Consider the following 23,065-nt stretch of genomic DNA (forward strand, 5'->3'; position numbering starts at 1 on the left):
CGGGTGAATTGGCGACTTTCTGGCATCGTTATACAGAACGGCAGAAAAGGCTGCTCCGGGAAATATGCCGGTTACTGAAACAGCATTATCCCATCCGTTACGTCGTAGGACATTCGGATATCACCGACCGGAAACAGGACCCCGGTCCTGAATTGCACGGATTTATGTGCAAGTGATTCATTATGTTAAACTTTAAATTTAAAAATCATGGCAGAATTTAATTCTTATTTGTTGGGCAAGGTTACCAAATCGGTAGGTAATATTACGTTGGTTTACACCAAACGTAAAAATATCGCGAAAGCGAAAGTGTTTAAACGGAAAGACAATCCTACGCCGGAAATTCTGGAGCAACGGGCAAAAATGAAGACTCTGGTGCAGTTCGGCAGGCGTATATTGCCTGTTGTCCGTAAAGGTTTTGCCGGAGTAGGGCGTGGTACGGCATTCAATGCCTTTGTCGCGCTCAATATGGATAAAGTATCGTTCGGTGCCGGTTCGGTGGCAACGATAGATTACGGGCGGCTGTTACTGGCTTCCGGTTTGTTGGTTACACCCCGGGTAACGGTCGGGTATGATGAGGAATCGGGGACTTATACTTTCAGTCAGACAGCACAGGAACCGGAAGAAGGTTTTGCTTCTCTGGCGGACAAAGTATACGGCGTGTTGCTGGAAACGGCGCTGCAGCGGGTGCGTATCGTTGCTTTGAATAATCGCGGTGTGGCGGGCGAAACGGAATATGCCTTACCTGAAGAGTGGGAAGCATCGAAAGTGGAGGCGTATTGTTTTGCCACTTCCCTCAATGGACGGATGGTGTCGGACAGCATGCATTTAACGGTCTGAAAAAAGAAAGGAAATGGAAGAGTGTATAATGACCGGTAATGCAGCGGGCGGCCTCCGTGCAAGGCCGCCTCCGCCGCCCTTTCCGGTAAGAAAGTCCACCCAATTCTGCATCGTCGGTCGATGAGGCATGCGGAAATGGTTTTGTAGAATGATCTGATTAATTTGAATACCGGTATTCATTAGGAGCGATGCCCGTAATTTTTTTGAATAACAGACTGAAATATTGCACACTGGTATAGCCTAACCGCCGTGCTACGACGGCCGGGGTGTTTTCCGCTTTGAGCAACATCCTTTTAGCCGTTTCAAGCCGTCGCAGTTGGAAATACTCATCCAACGTCTTGCCGGTTTCGAATTTCAACAAATCGTTGAAATAAGGGACGGATAGGCCCAGCCCTGTGGCACAATATTCCGATGTAGGCAACAGAGCCCCCTGTAACCTGCCGGAGGCGATATAGTCATCGAGCAGGGTTTCCAACTCTTCGAGCACAGTCTTGTTCTTATTCTCGCGTGTGATGAACTGCCGCTCGTAGAAACGGGTGCAATAGTCCAGCATCAACTCGATATGCCGTGAGAGAATGGTTGCGGTGTGCGTGTCGATGGAGTGGTGCAGTTCCTCTTCGATATTTTCAAGACAGCACGTAATGGTTGCCGTTTCCCGTCCGGACAAGTGTAATGCCTCTTCCTTGTTATAAGAAAAGAACGTATAGTTCCTGATATGATTTTTCAGTGAGGTACGGTACAGTAAATCGGGATGAAACGCCAACAGCCACCCTTTGTCCGGTAACACGCCCGCTTCGTTCATGCGGAAAATTTCCCCGGGTTTGAGAAATACCATCGTGGCATTGGAATAGTCGTAATACTTACGGCCGCAGCAGCCACAGCCGTCCGGGCATTCCTCGATGAGCAGCACGGCATAGAATTCGAATTTCACGGCCTCCTGCTCCAAATCCGGGTGTTCCAGATTGATGATGCTTGCCTGGGGATGCAGTGTTTTACATCCCAAACGGCGGTTGCATTCACACACGCTCTTTATGTCCAACGTCTTTTTCATCTGTCCTTTCAGCCAATCATCTTTGCCCGGTATTCATTCGGTGTGCATCCGGCCCGTTTCTTAAACAGGCGGCACAGGTGCTGCGGATATTGGAATCCCAGGGAATAAGCTATCTGGCTTACCGTATCCTGGGTGCCGGATATACGGTCCTTTGCTACTTCGATTATTTTCTCCTGAATATATTCCTGCGGAGTCTTTCCGGTTTCTTTTTTTAGCATGTCTCCGAAATAATTGGATGAGAGACACAATTTGTCGGCGAAGTGTTTCACCGAAGGGAGTCCGTCCCGCTCGGCGGCGGATCCTTCGAAATACTCGTCCAGCAACTGCTCGAAACGGGTCAGCACATCCCGGTTGCTTTTGCTGCGCGTGATAAACTGCCGTTCGTAAAAACGCATGCAGTAACCGAGCAGTAATTCGATATATGTAGCAATCAGTGTTTTACTATGCTTGTCTATATCATGCTCCAGTTCTTTCCGTATGATTTTCAGACAATCCAAAATGATAGTCTGTTCCTCCCCGGATACGTGCAACGCTTCGTTGACTTCGTACGAGAAAAAGGTGTAGTTCTTTATCGTTTTATTCAATGACGTGCCGCGAAGCAGGTCGGGATGGAAGATGATGCCATAAGCATCGGTTTGTATATGCCCGACTGTCGGCGTCGTCTCTGCTGTTTGTCCGGGAGCGAAACAGACGATGGTCCCTTCTTCGTAATCGTATTTCTGGCGGCCGTACTTGATGTCGCATGCCTTTTCCAGTTTTAAGAACAAGGCATACACTCCGTAATTAAAACGTATGGTGCCCACCGCGCGGGTCGCTTCATTGAGATTGATCACACTGACCAACGGATGCAGGGTTTCAAGACCGTATAAACGGTTGTACTGATCTACATGGTCCAAATAGAGTATCTTATCCATATTCTCTATGTCTTTATTTTCCACTGTACAAAATTAGAGGATGATACGGATAATCCCATAACCCCGATTACAGATAATATAACCCTGGCTACAGATTTATGCCGTTTTTTCCGGAAATCATGTAATTTGGGTTATCATATCTGTAATTCATCTACACTGTATTTTCAGGTATACGCTTAACTTTGTATCAGGAATCTGAAACTCTGAATCAATAAAATCAAATGACAATGAAACGAATATCAACTATTATGATTGCAAGTTTGTTAGTTATGGGGACGACTGCCGTAGCACAGTCCGATCCGGTTCCCGGGAAAAACGGTAATAAGTATGTGCCTTACGAAGAGCGTACCGGCAACGAGTCCATCGTTTATTTCACGCGTAACCTTAGTGCTGAAGGACTTATCGAAGCATATGAACAGGTAAGTGCGGACATCAAGGGACATACCGGAGTGAAGCTGCATACCGGGGAGCAGAACGGACCGAACATTATCCCGCGGGAATGGGTTAAAGCCCTGTTCCGGAAAGATTTGTCTGATGCCAATATCGTTGAAACCAATACCTATTACGAGGGCGACCGTTATACCACCGAACAACATCGGCGGACATTGGAAGTGAACGGCTGGACATTCTGTCCTGTAGATATTCTGGACGAAGAAGATACCCTGACATTACCTGTTCACGGTGGTAAATGGTTCGGAAAAATGTCAGTAGGCAGCCATACTACCGACTACAACTCCCTGGTGGTGCTTACCCATTTCAAAGGACATACACAAGGCGGTTTCGGCGGAAGCAACAAGAATATCGGTATCGGCTGTGCGGACGGGCGGATCGGAAAGGCCTGGATTCATACCACACCGGGACAGGATAACCAATGGGATATCCGTGAAGAGGAATTCATGGAACGCATGACCGAATCCACAAAGGCTGTCATCGATTACTTCGGCAAGCAAATCACGTATGTCAATGTGATGCGCAACATGTCGGTATCTTGCGATTGCGAGGGGGTGAATGCCGCTCCTGTCGTGACCCCGAATGTCGGTATCCTTTCTTCTACCGATATTCTGGCTTTGGACCAGGCATGTGTGGATTTGGTATATGCCATGACCGAAGCCGAACACCATGATTTGGTGGAACGCATCGAAAGCCGTCACGGGTTACGCCAGTTGTCATATATGAAGGAACTGGGAATGGGCAATGACCGTTACATCCTCATCGACCTGGATAATGGCGGCAAGCGCATTACCGCCGCGGAAGCTGTCAAGGGTCTGAAACCGTTTGTCAAGGAGTAAATGTATTTGAAAAAACATATAAATAGATAAACCATGTCGAAGAATATTCTGATTTTATCGTCCAGTCCCCGTCGTGGCGGCAATTCGGACACGCTTTGCGATGAATTTATGCGCGGAGCCATTGAGAGTGGAAACCAGGTAGAGAAAATTTTCCTGCGCGACAAGAATATACATCCTTGCACGGGGTGCAGCGTATGCAGCCGGTATAAGAAGCCCTGTCCGCAGAAAGACGATGCGGCTGAGGTGATTGAAAAGATGCTTGCGGCAGATGTCATCGTGATGGGAACACCGGTCTATTTCTATGCCATGAGTGCCCAGATGAAAATGATGATAGACCGTTGCTGCGGACCTTATACCGAAATGAAGAATAAGGAGTTCTATTTCATTGCCACGGCTGCCGAAGAGGATGAAACGATTATGGACCGTATCGTTGCCAGTTTCATGGGATTTCTCGATTGCCTGGAGAACCCGACGGTAAAGGGAACGCTGTTTTGCGGCGGCGTATGGCATGCGGGAGAAATTAAGGGAAGCCCGAAATTGCAGGAGGCATACGAAATGGGCAGACTGGTATAGGGAAAGGAACGGATTATGACACTGGACGATTTTCTGAATCATATCGAGGCCGGCGGTGTGCTCGGTACACCGGAAATCTATCGGCTGATGGATGAAATGAGCGACGAAGCCCGGCGCATCACCTGCGAGATAAACAATACTTACCATTCACAGGAGGAGTTGCGCGCGTTAATGTCGCGCTTGCTCGGTAAGCCTGTGGATGAAACGTTCAAGATGTTTCCTCCGTTCTACACCGACTTCGGCAGGAATATCACTATCGGGCGCCATGTCTTTATCAACGCCTGTTGCCATTTCCAGGATCACGGCGGTGTGACATTGGGCGACGGTTGTCTCATCGGCCACCAGGTGGTTTTTGCCACACTCGATCATGGTAGGGCTCCCGAAGACCGTGGGGTGATGTATCCGGCTCCTATCCGGTTAGGCAAAAACGTGTGGGTCGGTTCCAACTCTACCATTCTGCGGGGGGTGACCGTGGGTGACAACGCCATTATCGCCGCCGGATCGGTGGTGACGAAAGATGTGGCGGCCAATACGGTTGCAGGAGGCGTGCCGGCAAGGTATATCCGTGACATTGACAGGAACGAAAAGCCTGATTTTCCTTGTCCGTCTGAAACGGGAACGGTGGATAAAAGAAGTATGGGATAATCTCTGTAATTGGGGTTATACAATCTGTAATCCATCTACCGGGCCTCTTTGCTGGGCGCTGTAACTTTGCGATGTGAAAAGAAAACAAGAAACAGTAATCATTAAAATCACATCGGTTATGAAACGGATAACTTTTTTAACGGCCGCTTTCCTCTGCCTCTCCGGTTTGACGGAAAGCCCGGCACAGGACACTCAAAGTAACAGGAATATGGAAGAATTGAAACTGACACAGGAATGGGATAAAACGTTCCCGAAGAGCGATAAGGTGAACCACAGCAAAGTAACCTTTGTCAACCGTTACGGCATCACGCTCGCTGCCGACTTGTATGTACCGAAAACGACCGCCGGGGGAAAACTGCCGGCTATCGCTGTCAGCGGTCCGTTCGGTGCCGTGAAGGAACAATCGTCGGGGCTGTATGCTCAGACACTTGCCGAACGGGGTTTCCTCACGATTGCTTTCGACCCCTCGTTTACAGGTGAGAGTGGCGGACAACCTCGCAGTGTGGCTTCGCCGGACATCAATACCGAAGACTTTTCGGCAGCGGTGGATTACCTGGCGACGCGTCCGGATGTGGATGCCGGGCGTATCGGCATCATCGGCATCTGCGGCTGGGGAGGTTTTGCCATCAATGCGGCAGCCAACGATACGCGTATCAAGGCAACCGTGGCCTCCACCATGTACGATATCAGCCGCTGTACGGCGAACGGTTATTTCGATGCTGCCGACAATGCGGACGCCCGTTATAAAATGCGTCAGGAGTTCAATGCCCAGCGTACGGAAGATTATCGCACCGGCACTTATCCCCGCACTGTGATGAATCCTAAGCCTGCCGGCGACGCACCACAGTTCATGAAAGATTATTATGACTATTACAAGACCGAACGAGGCTATCATCCCCGTTCCATCAACTCCGGCCTGGGATGGAACAAGACCTCCTCACTGGCTTTTGTCAATGCTCCTATACTTGCGTATGCCGATGAAATCCGCAGTGCCGTGCTACTCATTCATGGCGAAAAAGCCCACTCCCGTTATTTTAGCGAGGATGCCTTCAGGAAGCTGAAGGGTGACAACAAGGAACTGATGATTATTCCCGGAGCCGTGCATACGGATTTGTATGACCGGACGGACATTATTCCGTTCGACAAACTGGAGGAATTTTTCGATGAATACTTAAAATGAATTACAAACCGGGAGCAGAAGCACCGGGCTTATTCGGATGATTATGCCGAGGTGCAGCCTTTTATTGTAATGAAATTAAAAATACCTGCTGCCCCGATGATGGCGGCAGGTATTTTTTCCGGTGAGAAAATCCACAAAAATAGGTGGAGAATTTGCGAATACGCCGAAAGCTTACTATTTTTACAGCCCGGACGGAGTGAATCCGTTATTTGGGTATATTGTTGATTGTTTATGGAAAATTTTATTGTTTCGGCGCGAAAATACAGGCCTGCAAGTTTCGATACGGTGGTGGGGCAGTTGGCTATTACTTCCACTTTGCGGAATGCCATTGTGAACCATCAGTTGGCTCAGGCCTATCTGTTTACCGGTCCCAGAGGGGTCGGTAAGACGACTTGTGCCCGTATTTTTGCGAAAACGATCAATTGCCTGAATCTGCAGCCCAATGCAGAGCCTTGTAACGAATGCGAATCCTGTAAGGCTTTCAATGCCGGGCGTTCGTTGAATATTCACGAATTGGATGCCGCTTCCAATAACAGCGTGGACGATATCCGCGGATTGGTGGAGCAGGTGAGGATTTTGCCTCAGGTAGGGAAATACAGCGTATACATCATCGACGAAGTGCATATGCTCAGTACTTCGGCTTTCAATGCTTTCCTGAAGACATTGGAAGAGCCGCCTGCACATGCTATTTTTATTTTAGCTACCACAGAAAAACATAAAATATTACCCACGATATTGTCCCGTTGTCAGATCTATGATTTTAATCGGATGAAAGTGGGAGATACTGTCGAGCATCTGAAGTATATTTCGGCAAAGGAGGGGATTACAGCCGAGGAAGCCGCTTTGGACGTGATCGCTCAGAAAGCCGACGGAGCTATGCGTGATGCGCTCTCTATTTTCGATCAGGTGGTCAGTTTTTGTGGCAAAAACCTGACTTACGAAAAGGTCATCGAAAACCTGAACGTGCTCGATTACGATTATTATTTCCGTTTGACCGATTTGTTCAATGCCGGAAAAGTGGGGGAAGCCTTTTTACTTTTCAACGAGATCATCGGAAAAGGATTCGATGGCGGGAATCTGATTGCCGGCTTAGGAAAGCATTTCAGGGATGTATTGGTTTCTAAAGATCCGGCAACCGTCCAATTACTGGAGGTCAGTGCGGGAATAAAAGCACGCTATGCCAAACAGGCGGCGGATTGTCAGGTAGATTTTCTATACGAAGCTTTGAAGATCGTTGAACAATGTGAAATGCAATACAAAGTACGCATGGAAAAGCGGCTGTGCATCGAATTGGCATTGATCAAACTCTGCCAGATCAATGAGCTAAAAAAAAAAATCTGAGGGCTTCTGAGGTCGGTTTTCTCCTGAAAATAGAAGGTTTTGCGGGTAAATTTCAGACGGCAGCTAATGCTTCAGAAGGGGGACAGGCTGTCGCTACTCCTAAAACGGTCAGGCATTTTGCTGAAAATGACCGTCACCGCCCCGATGCTTCTTTTAAAATAAAGGATTCCCTGAGGCAAATCAGTCAAACCCAGCCTGTCGTCAAAGTGCAGAAAACAGAGGTGCAACAATTCAAAGTAGAAGCCCGTGATGTGATCGACGAAAGGAAGGTCGTGGCTGCCCTGGAGCGTTATATACAAGATCATCGTCCTGAACCGACGGTTGCCATAGCTCTCAAGACCCATCGGCCGGAGATCGACGGTGAAAATATTGTTTTAGCAGTAGATAACCAGTTGCAACAAGATAAGCTCGAAGCTTTAAAAATGCATCTCCGGAATGTACTGATGAAATTGTTGAACAATGGCTTTATCACCTTGTCATTTAAGTTATTCGACGATCAGAATTCGACAGAAGAAAAAAAATTATTCACTGCCGGAGAAAAATTCCGGCATTTTATAGAACTCAATCCCGTCGTTGCAGACCTGAAATCGATATTCGGGTTGGAGCTCGATTAAAAAAAGTAAAAGGCTTAACCTTTTACTTTCTATCTACGTCTCTGGAGTTGGCTTGGGCGGTAGGCATGATGACGATGTCGTTCAGGCAGACGTGGGCCGGACGGGTGATAGCGAAAATGATGGTCTCGGCGATATCCTCGTTGGTCAACGGAGTCATGCCCTGATATACTTTGTCGGCAGCCTCTTTATCTCCTTTGTAGCGCACGATGGAAAATTCGGTTTCTACCATTCCCGGGGCGATATTGGTTACTTTAATATGATGTTTCAGCATATCTGTCCGCATAGCCCTGGACAAGGCATCCACAGCATGTTTGGTTGCACAATACACGTTTCCTCCGGGATATACTTCTTTTCCGGCGATGGAGGCCAGATTCACGATGTGACCCGTATTCCGGGCGATCATCAGGGGGGCTACAGCACGGGTGATGTATAACAGGCCCTTTACATTGGTATCGATCATTCTTTCCCAATCGTCGAGGACACCCTCCTGGATGGGAGCGACTCCCACTGCCAAACCGGCATTATTGACCAATACAGAGATATCCCTCCATTTCCCCCCGAGATTTCGAATGGCTGTCTCGACTTCTCCGGACTGACGGATATCGAAGGCTAAGGGGAGTACATCGGCTCCTTTCTGGCGGATACTTTCAGCCAGTTCTTGTAAACGGTCGTTTCTCCGGCCTGTAATGATTACATCGAATCCGGCTTCCGCAGCTTTTAAAGCTGTTGCCTGGCCGATACCGGAAGTAGCTCCGGTGATTAATGCTATTTTATTCATCTTTATCGTATTGTAAAATGATTATCCGAATGATTCACAAACTTACAATTTTTAGCTTTAAAATCGGACAAGATTTGTTGAAAAGAATCAAAATAACTACTTTCGTTCCGTATGTTGAATAAAGCTTTCTATATAATCCTATTCCTATCCTTATCCTGTTGCGTGCAGGCCCAGAAAATAATGCGGAATACCAGTCTGTTGAATTATCAGCGGGGTGACCGGACCGTATTGCATTTCGGTTTTAGCCTCGGGATCAATTATATGGACTATAAAGCCGTCTTGTCGGGAGCCAATGGATGGAGGGCGGAATCGGGCAAACTGGATGTCGGATTTCTGGTGGGTATTGTTTCTGAACTGAGATTAGGTGATGATTGGGGGCTGAGATTTTTGCCGGGACTGGAATTCGCTACCCGTTCGCTGGTGTATACGCAGGTGCCGGAGGTTGAAAATAACAAACAATATGCTTATAATGAGTCGGTTTATGTCTCTTTGCCGTTGATGTTGAAATACAAGGCCAAGCGGATTAATAATTTCCGTCCCTTTATTACTGCAGGAAGCAGTTATAAATTCGATTTTCAAAAACACGATAAGATCGATCCGGACAAGTCGGTTTATTTCCGAACCCGTAGAGGGGATGTTTTTCTGGAAATGGGAACTGGTTCGGATTTTTACCTGCCTTATTTCAAATTTGGAATAGAGTTGCGTTTTTCATTGGGATTGACGGATGTATTGGTACATCGGCCTGATCCCAAAAATCCGGGATATGAGGATTATACACAATCTTTAAGTAAACTACGTGCCCGGATTTTCACGATTTGTTTTAATTTTGAATGATATTCAGCATTCTTATTTATCAGGGATATGTATACAGAAATTCAGATCAGAATAAAGCCAGAACAGGCAGGTGTGGAGGAAACATTGCGGCAAATCGCTGCCCGGGTTGCAGGAGTCGGTGCAGAACGGATCTGCCGGGTAGATATTGTCCGTAAGTCGATCGATGCCCGGCAAAAAGAAGTGATGTTCAACCTGGTCGCCGGACTTCATATCGACCGTATCGAGGAGAAAGAAAAGGTTTTCGTTCCGGCTTACCGGGATGTGTCCGACAGAGAAACGGTGGTCGTGGTCGGTGCAGGGCCTGCCGGTTTATTCGCAGCTTTGCGTTTGATCGAACGTGGTTTCCGTCCTTTGGTACTGGAAAGGGGAAAGGCTGTCGAAGACCGGAAAAAGGATCTGAATGGTTTATATAAGACCGGGATGGTAGATGAGGATTCTAATTTCGGTTTCGGGGAAGGAGGAGCCGGGACTTTTTCCGATGGAAAACTCTATACCCGTTCGAAGAAAAGGGGAGATGTACGCCGGGCTATGGAAATTTTGGTTTATCATGGAGCCAATCCTGCTATTCTGGTCGAAGCCCATCCGCATGTCGGAACCGACAAATTACCCGGAGTGATCGTCAATATCCGTAAAACTATTCAAAAACAGGGAGGAGAAATTCGTTTCGGTTGCCGGGTAACCGGTCTGATAATCCGTGAAAACAGTATACAGGGAGTGATTGCCGGAGGACAGGAAATTGCGAGCCGTCATGTCATATTAGCTACCGGCCATTCGGCCCGGGATATTTATCGGATGTTGCAAAGGCAGGCGGTACGGATGGAGCCGAAAGATTTTGCCGTCGGATTGCGTTTAGAACATCCCCAGCAGGAGATCGATCGCATCCAATACCACACCCCGGAAGGGAGAGGCAAATGGTTACCTGCTGCTGAATATAATTTTGTCACCAATATAGACGGACGGGGAGTATATTCTTTTTGTATGTGTCCGGGTGGGGTAATCGTACCTGCGGCAACGGGGCCGAACCAACAGGTCGTCAATGGAATGTCCTCCTCCTACCGGAATACCCCCTGGGCAAATTCAGCTATGGTGACAGCTATCGGCCCTGCCGAATTGGAAAGTATGAATTACCGGGGATTATTTGCCGGCATGGTATTTCAGGAAGCCTTGGAACGACAGGCATGGGAGGAAGGGGGCGGTGGGCTTTTCGCTCCTGCTCAGCGGTTGACCGACTTCCTGGCCGGAAAGGACAGTAGCACTTTGCCGGCGACGTCTTATAAACCGGGAGTACATACTTCTGCTATCAGTGAATGGTTGCCCCGGATCGTTTATCGGCGTTTGGCGGCCGGACTGCAATATTTCGGACAACGGGCCAAAGGATTCGTATCCGAACGGGCACTTTTGCTGGGGGTAGAAACCCGTACCTCTTCTCCGTTGAGAATTCCGCGCAATGAGCAGCTGATGCATCCCGAGATACGAGGGTTATATCCTTGTGGTGAGGGGGCTGGATACGCCGGAGGAATCATTTCGGCAGCCATGGATGGCGAAAAATGTGCCGAAAATATCTTCTGAGCAGAAAGCCTGTTATTTTTTTTGAAAAAAATGGATTTTTTTTTTGAAAAGTATTGACATCCTCAATAAAATCGCTACATTTGCCTTTAGAGAGAGGTTTAAAATTCTAACCCTAAAAATTAATATTATGAATAAAGCTCAATTAATCGACGCTATTGCTGAAAAGGCAGGTTTAACAAAAGCAGATTCTAAAAAAGCTCTGGAAGCTTTCGTAGAAACAGTTGGTGAAGCACTGAAAGGTGGTGATAAAGTGGCATTGATCGGATTCGGTTCTTTTTCTGTATCTGAAAGAAGTGCTAGAAGCGGTAGAAACCCACAGACTGGCAAAACGATTACTATTCCGGCTAAGAAAGTTGTTAAATTCAAAGCAGGCGCTGAATTGGCAGAAAAATTCTGATCAGGAAATTAAGATAAAAGAAGGGGTGTTTCGAAAAAGCACCCCTTCTTTTGTATGGGATTGTATATGGAAAAACAGAAAATAGAGAATTGGAAGGTACTCCGTTCGGAGTATATCGCCAGAGAACCCTGGTTTACAGCCCGCCGGGATGAAGTGCAATTGCCGAACGGTAATGTCATTCCTGCTTATTATGTATTGGAATATCCGGCCTGGATTTGTGTGATCGCTCTTACTAAAGAAGGGGGGATGATCATGGAAAGACAATACCGGCACGGAATCGGACGGGTTGATTATGAATTGTGTGCCGGGGTTGTAGATCCTACAGATGCCAGTCCTTTAGAAGCAGCCAAACGGGAATTACTCGAAGAAACCGGTTTCGGAAACGGAGAATGGCAGAGCTACATGATCATAAGTGCGAATCCCGGAACGCATAATAACCTGACTTATTGTTTCTTGGCTACCGGAGTGGAGAAGGTGATGGAGAGGCATCTCGAACCGACCGAAGACATTGTGGTGGAAGTATTAAGGCCGGAACAAGTGAGAACTCTCTTACTGAAAAATGAAATCATACAGGCGACTCACGCAGCTCCCCTTTGGAAGTATTTTGCTGAGAATCGTTGAATCTTGTTGTGTTTATTATGAAATCCATCAAAGAACAAGTAGAATATTTACGGGATTTTGTTGTCGATGAAAAAAATGCCCTGTTCGATCGGTTGATACAGGAGCGGACCGATTATGTAACGGTTGTGTTAGAAGATTTATTTCAATCACATAATCAAAGTGCGGTGATGCGCTCGGCCGATTGTTATGGGATACAACATGTCCACCTGATCGAAAACCGGAATTCATACGATATGACTTCCACAGTTTCGCAGGGTGCGCGGGATTGGCTGTCTATTCACCGGCATAAAGAACTGGAAAACAATACCCAGGCTACGATCGATCAGTTGAGGGCCGAAGGTTATCGTATCCTGGCTACGACTCCCCATGCCAACGATATTTTTGTCGACGATATCGATTTGGAAAAAGGGAAAATGGCTTTTTTCTTCGGGACAGAATTAACCGGTTTGTCCGATTTGGTTATCGGACAGGCAGACGAATTTGTAAAAATACCGATGTATGGGTTTACCGAAAGTCTGAACGTGAGTGTTTGTGCGGCTATTACGATGTACAGTGTTACCCGTCGTTTGCGCGGGAGCGGTATCGACTGGCATTTATCCGATCGGGCGAAGGATGAAATCTTATTCAAATGGTATAAAAATGCCATCAAAGCTTCCGGCGAAATTCTGGAAAGATTCAATGAAGAATAGGAACAGAAAACTTCGGGGTATGAAATGGTTTTGGATTCTGGGGGTACTATTGGGGGCCGGAGGGCCGGTGCGGGCACAAATGGATAGTGTTGCTATCCGCTTGGAAAAAATCAAGACGGCGACCGAAGATTCGGTACGCTTGGAATATGCCGGCGAGATCGAATATTTTATACGGTCTTCGGCTTTCGGTAGTTATCGGACTGAAAAGCCTGTGAAATATTTGAGGTATAAGAGATCGGACGATGCAGGGATCGAGTTGTTTTCCTGGGCCGTACCTCTGCGCGAAGGGCAGGCCTTTTATAATTTATTCCGCTTTAAAAATCCGGAGCGGAGTTACCTGATCAAAGCGTTGCCCGGAGATCGGATGGCTTGGTTGTTTTATGATTTTGTCCCTTTCGAACATCAGAAGCAGGGGTATGTACTTTTGCTGGGATGGTCGAAAACCCGGAATACCAACCGGAAAGCGGTATGGGTGGCCTGTTTCCATCCCGACGGAACGGTCACTTATAATCATCCTCTTTTGAGGAAAGGAGAGAGCAGAAGTGCTTCTCTGACCTTTGAATATGCGCTGGATGCGAGTATGCTTTTGAAACAAGATAAAAACGGAAAACGTATCCTTTTCGATCATCTTGCTCCTACAGATCCGAAATATGAAGGCTATTTTATGTTTTATGGGCCCGATGCTTCCTGTGATGCTCTGGTTTTAAAAAAGGAAGAGTGGTGGTATGAAGAGAATCTGACCAATTAATTCAACATATACAAGACAGATGGAAGAAGATAAATTTAATTTTTTAACAGAACAATTCGACGATATAAAAATTCTCCGGTATCAGGTACCGGCTTTCGGGCAACTTCCATTACGGGAAAAGATCTTTGTCTATTACCTGAGTCAGGCTGCTTTGGCAGGCCGGGATATACTATGGGATCAGAATAACCGGTATAATTTGCGTATCCGGAAGATTCTGGAACGGATTGTCCGGGAATATCCCGGGGATCGGAATACCGATGAGTTCGAGCGTTTTCTGATTTATACGAAGAAGGTGTTCTTTGCCAATGGCATCCATCATCACTATTCTATGGATAAGTTTATCCCTGGTTTTTCTAAGACTTATTTTCAGGAATTGTTGGCGTCGATCGGTATTCCGGAGGTGTTTCCCGAATTGGAACGAGTTATGTTCGACTCCGGTTATATGGCCAAGCGGGTGGTTTTGGACGAAGGGAAAGATTTGATCCGGGCTTCGGCTAATAATTATTATATGAATGTAACCCAGCGGGAAGTCGAAGAATTTTACCGCACTTCCGGTGAAGAGGATTCCTGTCCGGTATCCCGGGGATTGAATTCGACCCTGGTCAAAGAGGAAGGGGTAATCCGGGAAGCAGTCTGGAAAATAGGAGGAAAGTACGGTCAGGAATTGGCCCGGGTCGTAGCATGGCTTGAAAAAGCGATACCCTATGCTTATAACGAACAGCAGCAGAAAGTAATTCGGTTATTGATCGATTACTATAAAACGGGAGATTTAAAACTTTTTGACCGGTATTCGATCGAATGGTTGAAAGAGGATCAGGCCCCGGTCGATTTTATCAACGGGTTTATAGAGGTATACGGGGATCCTCTGGCTTATAAGGCCAGTTGGGAATCGGTGGTGGAGATCGTCGATCAGGAAGCCGGAGAACGCACCCGTAAACTGGCCGGAGAGGCACTGTGGTTCGAACAGCATGCCCCTATTCGCGAAGAATTTAAGAAACAAGAAGTGAAAGGCATCACTGCTCGTGTTATGCAGGTGGCTATGCTTGGCGGAGATTGTCATCCGGCTACTCCGATAGGGATCAATTTGCCCAATGCCGAATGGATCCGCGAACGCTACGGAAGTAAATCGGTGACTTTGGACAATATCACTTATGCCTATGATATGGCAGCTAAATCTTCCGGGATGATCGACGAGTTTGCCGGTTCGGACGAAGAAATTCGTTTGGCTCGTGAATGGGGAACTATCGGGAGTAATGTACATACCGATCTTCACGAATGTCTGGGTCATGGGTCGGGAAAAATGTTGCCGGGTGTGACTACCGAAGCATTGCGTAATTATTATTCTACGATAGAAGAAGCCCGGGCGGATTTGTTCGCCCTCTATTATATCATGGATCCCAAATTGGTCGAACTGGGAATTATCCCTTCGTTGGAAGTGGCTAAAGCGGAATACAACAGCTATATCCGGAACGGTTTACTGGTACAACTCACCCGCATTAAATTCGGAGACCGGCTTGAGGAATCCCACATGCGTAACCGCCAGACGATAGCCGCCTGGGCTTATGAACAGGGGAAAGAAGCGAATGTAATAGAGAAAGTGCAAAGGGCAGGTAAGACCTATTTTATCATTCGTGATTTCGATGCTTTAAGAGTACTTTTCGGGAAATTGCTGGGAGAAGTACAGCGGATCAAATCGGAAGGAGATTTCGAGGGAGCCCGGAAATTGATCGAGACCTACGGAGTAAACGTCGACCGTCGGTTACACCGTGAAGTGTTGACCCGTTACGAAGCTTTGGGAGTGGCTCCATATGCCGGTTTTATCAACCCTGAATATCGCCTCGTCGAACAAGATGGAAAAATTATCGATGTCGGAATCACTTATCCCGACGACTTTCTGGGACAGATGATGGGGTATGGGGAAAAAAGGTAAAAGGATGAAAGGCTATAGGCTAAAAGCAAAAAAGCTATAGGCTTTGGGTTTTCTTACCTTTTGTCTATAGCTTTTAATGCTTCTTCGCCTTTAGCCTTTAGCTTCTTCGCCTTTAGCTTTTTTAATGCTTCTTCGCCTTTAGCCTTTAGCTTCCTTGCCTTTAGCTTTTTTAATGCTTCTGCCGTGCCGTAATGATAGCCATAAAGTCGTCGGCTTTCAGGGAAGCTCCGCCGATAAGGCCACCGTCGACGTCTGCCTGAGAGAATAGTTCGTCGGCATTTTTGGGGTTGCAGCTTCCGCCGTATAAGATCGATGTGTTGTCGGCTACTTCTTTACCATATTTGTCGGCGATGGTTTTACGGATAAAGGCATGCATTTCCTCAGCTTGTGCAGAGGTGGCTGTTTTGCCGGTACCGATAGCCCATACCGGTTCGTAAGCTACGACGATGTGTGCGAACTGATCGGCAGAGAGGTTGAATAAACCGTTTACCAATTGAGATTTTACTACTTCGAAATGTTTGCCGGCTTCCCTCTCGGCTAAAACTTCTCCGACGCAGAAAATGACATCCAGGTTATTTTCCAGGGCACGTTGTACCTTCTTAACCAGGATTTCATCGGTTTCTCCGTAATAGCTTCTTCTTTCAGAGTGACCGAGAATGACATACCGGCTTCCGGTAGAGGCCACCATAGCTGCGGATACTTCACCGGTATATGCTCCGGAGACTTCTGTAGCGCAGTTTTGTGCAGATACGGCAATGACTGCAGGATCTACCATTTTACTTACTTCGGCCAGATGAATGAAAGGGGTACCGATGATGACCTTCACATCCTTTGCATTAGCAGTTTTTACTTTGCTGTTTACCTCTTTAGCCAGTTCAATCCCTTCCTGCAGGGTTTTGTTCATTTTCCAGTTACCGGCAACAATTTTTTTTCTCATGATTCGTTGTTTTAAATTGCTTTATATTCTTTAATTGTCAGTTTGATTTCTTTCTTTATTTTATCATCCTTTTATATTTCCGGATTATATAGAGAAATATACAGGCGATATAGAGCATAATCAGGCTGTAGATCAGATATCTGTCTGTGATAGCCTGTTGTTCTTGCAGGCAATAGGAAGCTAAGTCTTTGTTCTGTAATTCCTCCACTTCCGGCAGATCCCGGTGGCCCCATTTGTCGAGGATAGTCCCCTGACGTAAAAGGATCAAGCCGGGGTTCGAGCGTACGATCGTTTTCAACTGTATTTCATCGGTTGAACAATAATCATAATTTACCTGATGAGCTTCGGTATATTTCCGGATATCATCGGCGGCAGAAGCACTCAAACCATAAAACCGGTAACCTTTATCTTTGGCATATGCTGCCAGTCGGTTCAATTTTTCCTGATTTTCAGGATCGGTTTTATTGATGTTGTAAGCGATAACCAAAAAGGTATATCCATTATCTTCTAATACTTCCTGGGTGATGTCTCCCAATTCCGGATGTTCGATGACGAAATCATGAATCGGAGCTTTATATCCTTCTTTGATCAGTTTCTGATCCGAGCTGACATATTCCCAGTTTACGGTATCTTGCCAGGGATAGTTTTCTTCTGTAAAGTCTTTTACTTCTCCTGTCTGTTTGTTTTTGTATTTGAGCGTAATCGCATATTCGTCATGCGGAGCTCCGTCGGGGATGGCCATACCCTCGGAGATATTTTTACCGATAGCATAGGGACGGAAATCCACGATAGGCAGGTGACGGAAAGAGTACCATTGTACACAGAACATGAAAATAACCGTCCCCACTAAAACCACAGTTTGTTCCAGAAAGTTGAAAATCGGTTTATACTTATCTCTTGTGTAAAAGATAACTAATGTCATCGCCAGCAGAATGATATTTTTCCAGAAAGTTTCCCAATTGGTTAAGATCAGGGCATCCCCGAAACATCCGCAGTCTGTGACCGGATTCTTGATAGCCAGGATCAGGGTGAGAGGAGTAAAAAATCCCATAAACAAAATGGCTCCCCAGGCAGCTGTTTTTATCTTGATATTCAGGAACAGACAGATACCGATAAGAAATTCTGCCATAGAGAGCAAGAAGGAGAAAAACAGGGTACTGAATCCCATCCAACTCATGCCGAAAGCATTGAAATAATCGGTGAACTTGTAGTCTGAACCGAGCGGGTCCACTCCTTTTACAAAACCAGAATAAATAAATACAATACCGACTAAAATACGGCAGATATTTCTCAATAATTTCATATGGTTGTGTTTATTATAGATTGACATTTTCTACAGTCAGCCGGATCAAAGCGAATACGGCATAATTGATCATATCGTAATAGTTTGCGTCGATGCCTTCCGAAATTAAGGTGTTGCCCTGATTATCTTCGATCTGTTTCGTACGGTTGATTTTCATCAGGATCAGGTCGGTATAAGAACTGGTCCGCATACTTCGCCACGCTTCACCGTAATCGTGATTTTTATCCAGCATCAGGGCTTTGGCTTTTTGAAAATAGTTTTCATATAATTGGGAAATCCGTTGCTGATCGGTCGGGATATCTTCTCCCGGTCCTAATTCCAGCTGAATCAGCCCCATGATGGAGTAATTGACGATACCGATAAATTCAGGGACAACCCCTTCGTTGATTTTGCAGACCCCTTTTTCTTCGATACTCCGGATCCGGTTGGCTTTAATAAATATTTGGTCGGTGATCGATGTCGGCCGTAAAATTCTCCAGGCCATTCCATAGTCGTGCATCTTTTTGGTAAAGATATCGCTGCATGTTCCGATCACTATATCGTATTCTTGAGCTGTTTCAGGCATAGTGTTAAATAATTAAAAACGTACCGATAAAATCGGGTTTATAGACTTTACAGACAAAATAAAAACGGTACGATAAATTTGTTATTATTTTGAACGTGTAAAATTAATGAATAGATTTGAGAAGTAAAAAAGATTGAGGTGAAAGATTGAAGATTAGAAAGAAAGATGGAAAAGAAAAAAGAACTATAATAAATTGAAAGCATTGAAAACAATAAAGTTAGGAAATCAGGAATTGGATTTTACTGTTCCGGCAGTGATGGGGATACTGAATGTAACTCCAGACTCTTTTTATGATGGTGGAAGATACCTGAGTGAGGTAAAAATTGTCGAACGCATTCATCAGATTATGGATGAAGGGGCGGACATGATCGATGTCGGGGCTTATTCTACCCGTCCCGGAGCCGATTATGTAGACGATCGGGAAGAAATCAGACGTTTGTTGCAGGCGGTGGAACTGATTCGGAAACATTATCCGGAGGCGATCGTTTCGATCGATACTTTCCGGGCAAAAGTAGCCGAAGAAATCGTCGCTGCTCAGGGACCTGTTATCGTGAACGATATTTCGGGAGGAACGATGGATGAGGGGATGTTTGATTATGTGGCCCGGACCGGTGTGCCTTACATCATGATGCATATCCAGGGGACTCCACAGACGATGCAGAAAAATCCTCATTATGAAAATATCGTAAAAGAAGTAAGGAAATTTCTGACAGATCGGATCGCTTGCCTGAATGCCGAAGGTTTTGATAATATTATTCTGGATCCCGGCTTCGGTTTCGGTAAGACTTTGGCACACAATTATGAGCTGATGAATGGGTTGGAGCATTTTCAGGACCTCGGTTATCCCCTGTTGGTCGGAATTTCCAGAAAATCGATGATTTACAAATTGCTGGGTAATTCACCGGCAGAAGCATTGAACGGTACCGCTGTGTTGAATACGGTCTCTTTACTGAAAGGAGCGAATATTTTAAGGGTGCACGATGTCAGAGAAGCTTGTGAAGCGGTAAAGATCTTCAAGGCATTGTCCGGAGAAATGTAATGCCCCATTTTTGGTAACTGGCTTTCCTTGCAGAAACCGATCGGAAGACCGGCGGAGTTAAAGTTCGGGTTCAGGACCGAAGTGTGTGACTTCGCCGGTCAGCCTTTGGGGCTTTTAATCGGTTTTCAGGGTTCCCAGAAGAGGAGCGATGATTTGCCAAAGGACGATCCCGACAGTCACCGAGATATTGAAAGAGTGTTTCGTCCCGAATTGGGGAATCTCTATACAACCGTCGGACAGATCGATTACCTCTTGTTGCACTCCCTTGACCTCATTCCCGAAGATCAGCGCATATTTCTGACCGGGTGACAGAGAAAAGTTTTCCAGCGAAGTGGTATTTTCGGCTTGTTCGATGGCAAAAATCCGATAACCTTCCTTTTTCAACCGATCGACCGCTTCTGTGGTATCTTTGACATATTCCCAATCGACCGCATCTTCGGCTCCCAGGGCAGTTTTATGCACTTCCCTGTTTTCCGGAGTGGAGGTGATACCGCAGAGAAAGATTTTTTCGATGCGGAAAGCGTCGGAGGTTCGGAAGACCGAACCTACATTATTCTGACTGCGGACATGATCCAATAGGATGACTACCGGGAGCTTGGGAGCTTTTTTGAAGGCTTCGGTACTGATCCGGTTCAATTCTTCGTTTTGTAATTTTCGAAAGTTCGTCATGGCGTCTCTTATTGTGTGTTGGCAATTTCTCCGATGAGTGTGGCGGAAGTACAATCCTTGATTTTAACCTGAATCAAAGAACCGATCGGAATATTTTTAGCCGGAAAAACGATTACTTTATTCTGACTACTCCGTCCGAACATCTCGTCGGAGCTCTTTTTAGATACGCCTTCTACCAATACTTCGAAAGTTTTACCGATATCGCGGCGGTTACTTTCCAGCGACCATCCGGTTTGCAGGTCGATCAGTTCCTGCAGACGCCGGCCTTTCGTGGTTTCGTCGATGTTATCCGGGAGGCTTTTGGAAGCTTGGGTACCGGGGCGTTCCGAATATTTGAACATATATGCCAGATCGAACCCCACTTCCCGCATCAATTCCAGTGTTTGCCGGTAATCTTCTTCGCTTTCGTTATGGAAGCCCACAAATACATCTGTCGAGATGCCGCAATCGGGGACGATACGGCGAATGGCGGCGATCCGGTCGAGATACCATTCCCGGGTATATTTGCGGTTCATATCTTTCAGGACAGAATTACTTCCCGATTGTACCGGCAGGTGAATGGCTTTGCAGATATTGGGCCAACGGGCGATCGTTTCCAGAGTTTTATCGCTCATGTCTTTGGGATGTGAGGTGGCGAAACGAATCCGCATATCCGGGACCGTACGGGCTACTAATTCCAGAAGAGCCGGAAAGTCGACCCTCGTTTGTTCGTCTTTATAAAGATAGGAATTGACGTTTTGTCCCAATAAAGTGACTTCTTTGTATCCCCGGCGTTGCAAATCGATCACCTCGCCGACGATACTGTGCGGACTCCGGCTGCGTTCCCGTCCACGGGTATACGGGACAATACAGTACGTACAAAAATTGTTACATCCCCGCATGATAGATACGAAGCCCGAAATCGCCGTCTCGTCTATGCGTGAGGGGCAAATGTCTTTATAAGTCTCGGTGGTAGAAAGTTCGATATTGATGGCTTTTTTGCCTTGTGCTGCCTGTTCGATCAACAGAGGCAGGTCCATATAAGCATCGGGACCGACGACGATATTGACATTTTTCTCTTCTTCGAAGAGTTTCGCCCCCAGGCGTTCAGCCATACAACCCATCACGCCTACCAGGAGGTGAGGGTTGCGTTTCCGGATTTCCGAGAATCCCTGTACACGGCCTCTTACCCTTTGTTCGGCATTTTCCCGTACAGAACAAGTATTCACCAGAATGACATCCGCTTCGTTCTTATCGGTTGTATGTTCGAAGCCGGCGGCAGTCAGAATGGCTGCTACAACTTCGCTATCAGCCACATTCATCTGGCAACCATAGGTTTCTATATAAAATTTTTTTACCATAATTTTTGTTGTTTCTTTCTCTCCGAATAGATCGTCCTATTGTTTTAATCTACCGCAAAAGTAATATTTTCAAATGGAAGAGCTGTCTGATTCATAAATTTTATGGTTGAATGACTAGCGCGGGAGAATAATTCGTTTAAATTTGTGGGATGGATAGAAAACGTATATATTATATGGTTAGTTTTCATCGTTTGATTCATTATCAACTCAATGGTCAACTGCACCATATGGATACGTTTGCCGTGCGTGGTTAACGATACAAAGATACGAATTTATCTTATTTATGTCTTTATAGACTGCATACTTCCCACAAAACATACAGTCTATGGAAGACGTGTTTGTGATTTTCGGTCACTGTTCGTGTTATTAAAAATCATTTTTTTCTTTTGATCGGGAGTCTGGGAAATAATTTCCTGAAACGCACCAGATAAATGGTAATATTTCCTCCTGCAATAATCAGAGTGACTGCGAGAATAATCATCAACATACCGCAACTCAACCGTAGTGTCAGGGATTCTCCGAAAACGACTACTCCGAAGAAGACAGCGGTCAAAGGCTCTAAAGCCCCCAAGATAGCTGTAGGGGTGGAACCGATATATTGTATGGCCTGGGTAGTACAAAGAAATGAAATCGCCGTTGGAAAAATAGCTAAAGCGATTAGGTTACCCCACAAATACCAGGTTTCAGCCACACGAAGACTTTGGCCGAAATCGACCCGGACCAAAAATAAGACTAATCCAAAGAGTAAAACATAGAAAGTCAACGAAAGCGTCGCTAAATTCTTCAGGGTCGACTGGTTCACTCCTACAATATAAATAGCATAGGATAGGGCAGAAATCATCACCAAAATAATTCCTGTCAGATTAAGTGTGCTACCGTCACCGCTTTTATATAGCAGGCCGATACCTCCCAAGGCCAGTAAGATACATAATACTGTCGGTAAGGTTAATTTTTCTTTAAATGCGATCCACATGATCAATGCAACCAGGATAGGATAGACAAACAACAAAGTGGAGGCAATACCGACATCCATATAATTGTAACTCTGAAACAATGCCAGCGAGGAAAGGGCTACCAGTAATCCCATTATGATCAAGGGCAACACTTCTTTACGTTTCAGCTTAAAACTTCTCCCCCTTGCCACGATCATCATCCCCAACACGGGTATGGCAAAAAGATAACGGAAAAAAAGAACCGAATCC

General features: G+C 46.1%; 23 protein-coding genes and 1 pseudogene. 15 read left to right on the forward strand and 9 right to left on the reverse strand.

Features of this window, described 5'->3' with window-relative positions; translation table 11 throughout:
* The first annotated feature begins 8 nt into the window (after positions 1-8).
* Both WS34_RS10595 and WS34_RS10600 read left to right on the forward strand, forming a co-directional pair.
* Positions 9-176 (forward strand): N-acetylmuramoyl-L-alanine amidase, encoded by a 168-nt coding sequence (locus WS34_RS10595; RefSeq protein WP_286693723.1) that lies wholly within the window; start codon positions 9-11, stop codon positions 174-176.
* Positions 177-207: 31 nt separating this feature from the next.
* Positions 208-837, forward strand: a complete 630-nt coding sequence (locus WS34_RS10600; protein ID WP_046404728.1) for a DUF6266 family protein — start codon at positions 208-210, stop codon at positions 835-837.
* A 157-nt stretch (positions 838-994) separates the two neighbouring features.
* Here the strand turns inward: WS34_RS10600 and WS34_RS10605 are convergent, their stop codons facing one another.
* Positions 995-1,888: a helix-turn-helix domain-containing protein gene (locus WS34_RS10605; protein ID WP_046404730.1), complete on the reverse strand. Its 894-nt coding sequence runs from the start codon at positions 1,886-1,888 to the stop codon at positions 995-997.
* A gap of 8 nt (positions 1,889-1,896) precedes the next feature.
* Entirely contained in the window at positions 1,897-2,802 is a 906-nt protein-coding gene (locus tag WS34_RS10610; RefSeq protein ID WP_046404733.1) for a helix-turn-helix domain-containing protein, read from the reverse strand.
* A gap of 227 nt (positions 2,803-3,029) precedes the next feature.
* On the opposite strand from WS34_RS10610, the gene WS34_RS10615 reads away from it, so the two are divergent.
* The 5 genes and pseudogenes from WS34_RS10615 (at position 3,030) to WS34_RS15905 (ending at position 8,444) form a co-directional block, all read left to right on the forward strand.
* The gene (locus tag WS34_RS10615) at positions 3,030-4,091 is read left to right on the forward strand and encodes a DUF362 domain-containing protein (RefSeq protein WP_217504949.1); all 1,062 of its coding nucleotides are present in this window, start codon (positions 3,030-3,032) and stop codon (positions 4,089-4,091) included.
* A gap of 33 nt (positions 4,092-4,124) precedes the next feature.
* The gene (locus WS34_RS10620) at positions 4,125-4,664 is read left to right on the forward strand and encodes a flavodoxin family protein (RefSeq protein ID WP_046404735.1); all 540 of its coding nucleotides are present in this window, start codon (positions 4,125-4,127) and stop codon (positions 4,662-4,664) included.
* A 15-nt stretch (positions 4,665-4,679) separates the two neighbouring features.
* On the forward strand, positions 4,680-5,309 hold the full coding sequence (locus WS34_RS10625) for a DapH/DapD/GlmU-related protein (RefSeq protein ID WP_046404737.1): 630 nt from the start codon (positions 4,680-4,682) through the stop codon (positions 5,307-5,309).
* Between the two features lie 118 nt (positions 5,310-5,427).
* A complete protein-coding gene (locus tag WS34_RS10630) occupies positions 5,428-6,489 on the forward strand; it encodes an alpha/beta hydrolase (protein ID WP_046404740.1) in 1,062 nt (353 codons plus the stop codon).
* Positions 6,490-6,720: 231 nt separating this feature from the next.
* Positions 6,721-8,444: pseudogene (locus WS34_RS15905) on the forward strand (DNA polymerase III subunit gamma/tau).
* A 22-nt stretch (positions 8,445-8,466) separates the two neighbouring features.
* Here the strand turns inward: WS34_RS15905 and WS34_RS10645 are convergent.
* On the reverse strand, positions 8,467-9,222 hold the full coding sequence (locus tag WS34_RS10645; protein WP_022160367.1) for an SDR family NAD(P)-dependent oxidoreductase: 756 nt from the start codon (positions 9,220-9,222) through the stop codon (positions 8,467-8,469).
* 111 nt (positions 9,223-9,333) lie between these two features.
* On the opposite strand from WS34_RS10645, the gene porT reads away from it, so the two are divergent.
* From porT to WS34_RS10680, 7 genes are all read left to right on the forward strand, one after another.
* Positions 9,334-10,056, forward strand: coding sequence for a type IX secretion/gliding motility protein PorT/SprT (gene porT / locus WS34_RS10650; protein ID WP_286693722.1), 723 nt, complete (start codon positions 9,334-9,336; stop codon positions 10,054-10,056).
* Between the two features lie 27 nt (positions 10,057-10,083).
* Positions 10,084-11,625 carry an NAD(P)/FAD-dependent oxidoreductase gene (locus WS34_RS10655; protein WP_046404743.1) on the forward strand — a complete coding sequence of 514 codons (1,542 nt, stop codon included), beginning with the start codon at positions 10,084-10,086 and terminating at the stop codon, positions 11,623-11,625.
* A 127-nt stretch (positions 11,626-11,752) separates the two neighbouring features.
* A complete protein-coding gene (locus tag WS34_RS10660; protein WP_013611412.1) occupies positions 11,753-12,022 on the forward strand; it encodes an HU family DNA-binding protein in 270 nt (89 codons plus the stop codon).
* A 66-nt stretch (positions 12,023-12,088) separates the two neighbouring features.
* Complete coding sequence (locus WS34_RS10665) at positions 12,089-12,643, forward strand: NUDIX hydrolase (protein ID WP_046404760.1); 555 nt, start codon at positions 12,089-12,091, stop codon at positions 12,641-12,643.
* 17 nt (positions 12,644-12,660) lie between these two features.
* Positions 12,661-13,332, forward strand: coding sequence for a TrmH family RNA methyltransferase (locus WS34_RS10670; RefSeq protein ID WP_013611410.1), 672 nt, complete (start codon positions 12,661-12,663; stop codon positions 13,330-13,332).
* Positions 13,333-13,351: 19 nt separating this feature from the next.
* Positions 13,352-14,080, forward strand: coding sequence for a hypothetical protein (locus WS34_RS10675; RefSeq protein ID WP_046404745.1), 729 nt, complete (start codon positions 13,352-13,354; stop codon positions 14,078-14,080).
* Positions 14,081-14,099: 19 nt separating this feature from the next.
* On the forward strand, positions 14,100-16,010 hold the full coding sequence (locus WS34_RS10680; protein WP_046404747.1) for a dipeptidyl-peptidase 3 family protein: 1,911 nt from the start codon (positions 14,100-14,102) through the stop codon (positions 16,008-16,010).
* Between the two features lie 169 nt (positions 16,011-16,179).
* Here WS34_RS10680 and tpiA read toward each other — a convergent pair whose 3' ends face one another.
* Genes tpiA through WS34_RS10695 form a run of 3 tightly spaced genes read right to left on the reverse strand, consistent with a single transcriptional unit; the run spans position 16,180 to position 18,815 of the window.
* Entirely contained in the window at positions 16,180-16,947 is a 768-nt protein-coding gene (gene tpiA / locus WS34_RS10685) for a triose-phosphate isomerase (RefSeq protein ID WP_046404750.1), read from the reverse strand.
* A gap of 55 nt (positions 16,948-17,002) precedes the next feature.
* Complete coding sequence (locus WS34_RS10690; protein WP_013611406.1) at positions 17,003-18,250, reverse strand: BT_3928 family protein; 1,248 nt, start codon at positions 18,248-18,250, stop codon at positions 17,003-17,005.
* 13 nt (positions 18,251-18,263) lie between these two features.
* On the reverse strand, positions 18,264-18,815 hold the full coding sequence (locus WS34_RS10695) for a DUF1599 domain-containing protein (RefSeq protein WP_046404752.1): 552 nt from the start codon (positions 18,813-18,815) through the stop codon (positions 18,264-18,266).
* A 256-nt stretch (positions 18,816-19,071) separates the two neighbouring features.
* Here WS34_RS10695 and folP point away from each other — a divergent pair, with 256 nt between their 5' ends.
* A complete protein-coding gene (gene folP / locus WS34_RS10700) occupies positions 19,072-19,854 on the forward strand; it encodes a dihydropteroate synthase (protein WP_229098344.1) in 783 nt (260 codons plus the stop codon).
* Positions 19,855-19,968: 114 nt separating this feature from the next.
* On the opposite strand, the gene WS34_RS10705 is transcribed toward folP, so the two are convergent.
* The 3 genes from WS34_RS10705 to WS34_RS10715 all read right to left on the reverse strand — a co-directional run.
* Positions 19,969-20,523, reverse strand: a complete 555-nt coding sequence (locus WS34_RS10705; protein WP_013611403.1) for an RNA methyltransferase — start codon at positions 20,521-20,523, stop codon at positions 19,969-19,971.
* Between the two features lie 8 nt (positions 20,524-20,531).
* Positions 20,532-21,863 (reverse strand): tRNA (N6-isopentenyl adenosine(37)-C2)-methylthiotransferase MiaB, encoded by a 1,332-nt coding sequence (gene miaB / locus WS34_RS10710; protein ID WP_013611402.1) that lies wholly within the window; start codon positions 21,861-21,863, stop codon positions 20,532-20,534.
* A 373-nt stretch (positions 21,864-22,236) separates the two neighbouring features.
* On the reverse strand, positions 22,237-23,065 hold an 829-nt coding region (locus tag WS34_RS10715), incomplete at its 5' end, for a DMT family transporter (protein ID WP_046404757.1).

This window comes from Odoribacter sp. N15.MGS-14 (assembly GCF_000980245.1).
GTDB classification, from domain to species: domain Bacteria; phylum Bacteroidota; class Bacteroidia; order Bacteroidales; family Marinifilaceae; genus Odoribacter; species Odoribacter splanchnicus.

Bases quoted from the DNA above. Each gene is read 5' to 3' on its own strand.
- WS34_RS10600 (WP_046404728.1), top strand. From the start codon at position 208: ATGGCAGAATTTAATTCTTATTTGTTGGGCAAGGTTACCAAATCGGTA.
- WS34_RS10605 (WP_046404730.1), bottom strand. From the start codon at position 1,888: ATGAAAAAGACGTTGGACATAAAGAGCGTGTGTGAATGCAACCGCCGT.
- WS34_RS10610 (WP_046404733.1), bottom strand. From the start codon at position 2,802: ATGGATAAGATACTCTATTTGGACCATGTAGATCAGTACAACCGTTTA.
- WS34_RS10615 (WP_217504949.1), top strand. From the start codon at position 3,030: ATGAAACGAATATCAACTATTATGATTGCAAGTTTGTTAGTTATGGGG.
- WS34_RS10620 (WP_046404735.1), top strand. From the start codon at position 4,125: ATGTCGAAGAATATTCTGATTTTATCGTCCAGTCCCCGTCGTGGCGGC.
- WS34_RS10625 (WP_046404737.1), top strand. From the start codon at position 4,680: ATGACACTGGACGATTTTCTGAATCATATCGAGGCCGGCGGTGTGCTC.
- WS34_RS10630 (WP_046404740.1), top strand. From the start codon at position 5,428: ATGAAACGGATAACTTTTTTAACGGCCGCTTTCCTCTGCCTCTCCGGT.
- WS34_RS10645 (WP_022160367.1), bottom strand. From the start codon at position 9,222: ATGAATAAAATAGCATTAATCACCGGAGCTACTTCCGGTATCGGCCAG.
- porT (WP_286693722.1), top strand. From the start codon at position 9,334: ATGTTGAATAAAGCTTTCTATATAATCCTATTCCTATCCTTATCCTGT.
- WS34_RS10655 (WP_046404743.1), top strand. From the start codon at position 10,084: ATGTATACAGAAATTCAGATCAGAATAAAGCCAGAACAGGCAGGTGTG.
- WS34_RS10660 (WP_013611412.1), top strand. From the start codon at position 11,753: ATGAATAAAGCTCAATTAATCGACGCTATTGCTGAAAAGGCAGGTTTA.
- WS34_RS10665 (WP_046404760.1), top strand. From the start codon at position 12,089: ATGGAAAAACAGAAAATAGAGAATTGGAAGGTACTCCGTTCGGAGTAT.
- WS34_RS10670 (WP_013611410.1), top strand. From the start codon at position 12,661: ATGAAATCCATCAAAGAACAAGTAGAATATTTACGGGATTTTGTTGTC.
- WS34_RS10675 (WP_046404745.1), top strand. From the start codon at position 13,352: ATGAAATGGTTTTGGATTCTGGGGGTACTATTGGGGGCCGGAGGGCCG.
- WS34_RS10680 (WP_046404747.1), top strand. From the start codon at position 14,100: ATGGAAGAAGATAAATTTAATTTTTTAACAGAACAATTCGACGATATA.
- tpiA (WP_046404750.1), bottom strand. From the start codon at position 16,947: ATGAGAAAAAAAATTGTTGCCGGTAACTGGAAAATGAACAAAACCCTG.
- WS34_RS10690 (WP_013611406.1), bottom strand. From the start codon at position 18,250: ATGAAATTATTGAGAAATATCTGCCGTATTTTAGTCGGTATTGTATTT.
- WS34_RS10695 (WP_046404752.1), bottom strand. From the start codon at position 18,815: ATGCCTGAAACAGCTCAAGAATACGATATAGTGATCGGAACATGCAGC.
- folP (WP_229098344.1), top strand. From the start codon at position 19,072: ATGGGGATACTGAATGTAACTCCAGACTCTTTTTATGATGGTGGAAGA.
- WS34_RS10705 (WP_013611403.1), bottom strand. From the start codon at position 20,523: ATGACGAACTTTCGAAAATTACAAAACGAAGAATTGAACCGGATCAGT.
- miaB (WP_013611402.1), bottom strand. From the start codon at position 21,863: ATGGTAAAAAAATTTTATATAGAAACCTATGGTTGCCAGATGAATGTG.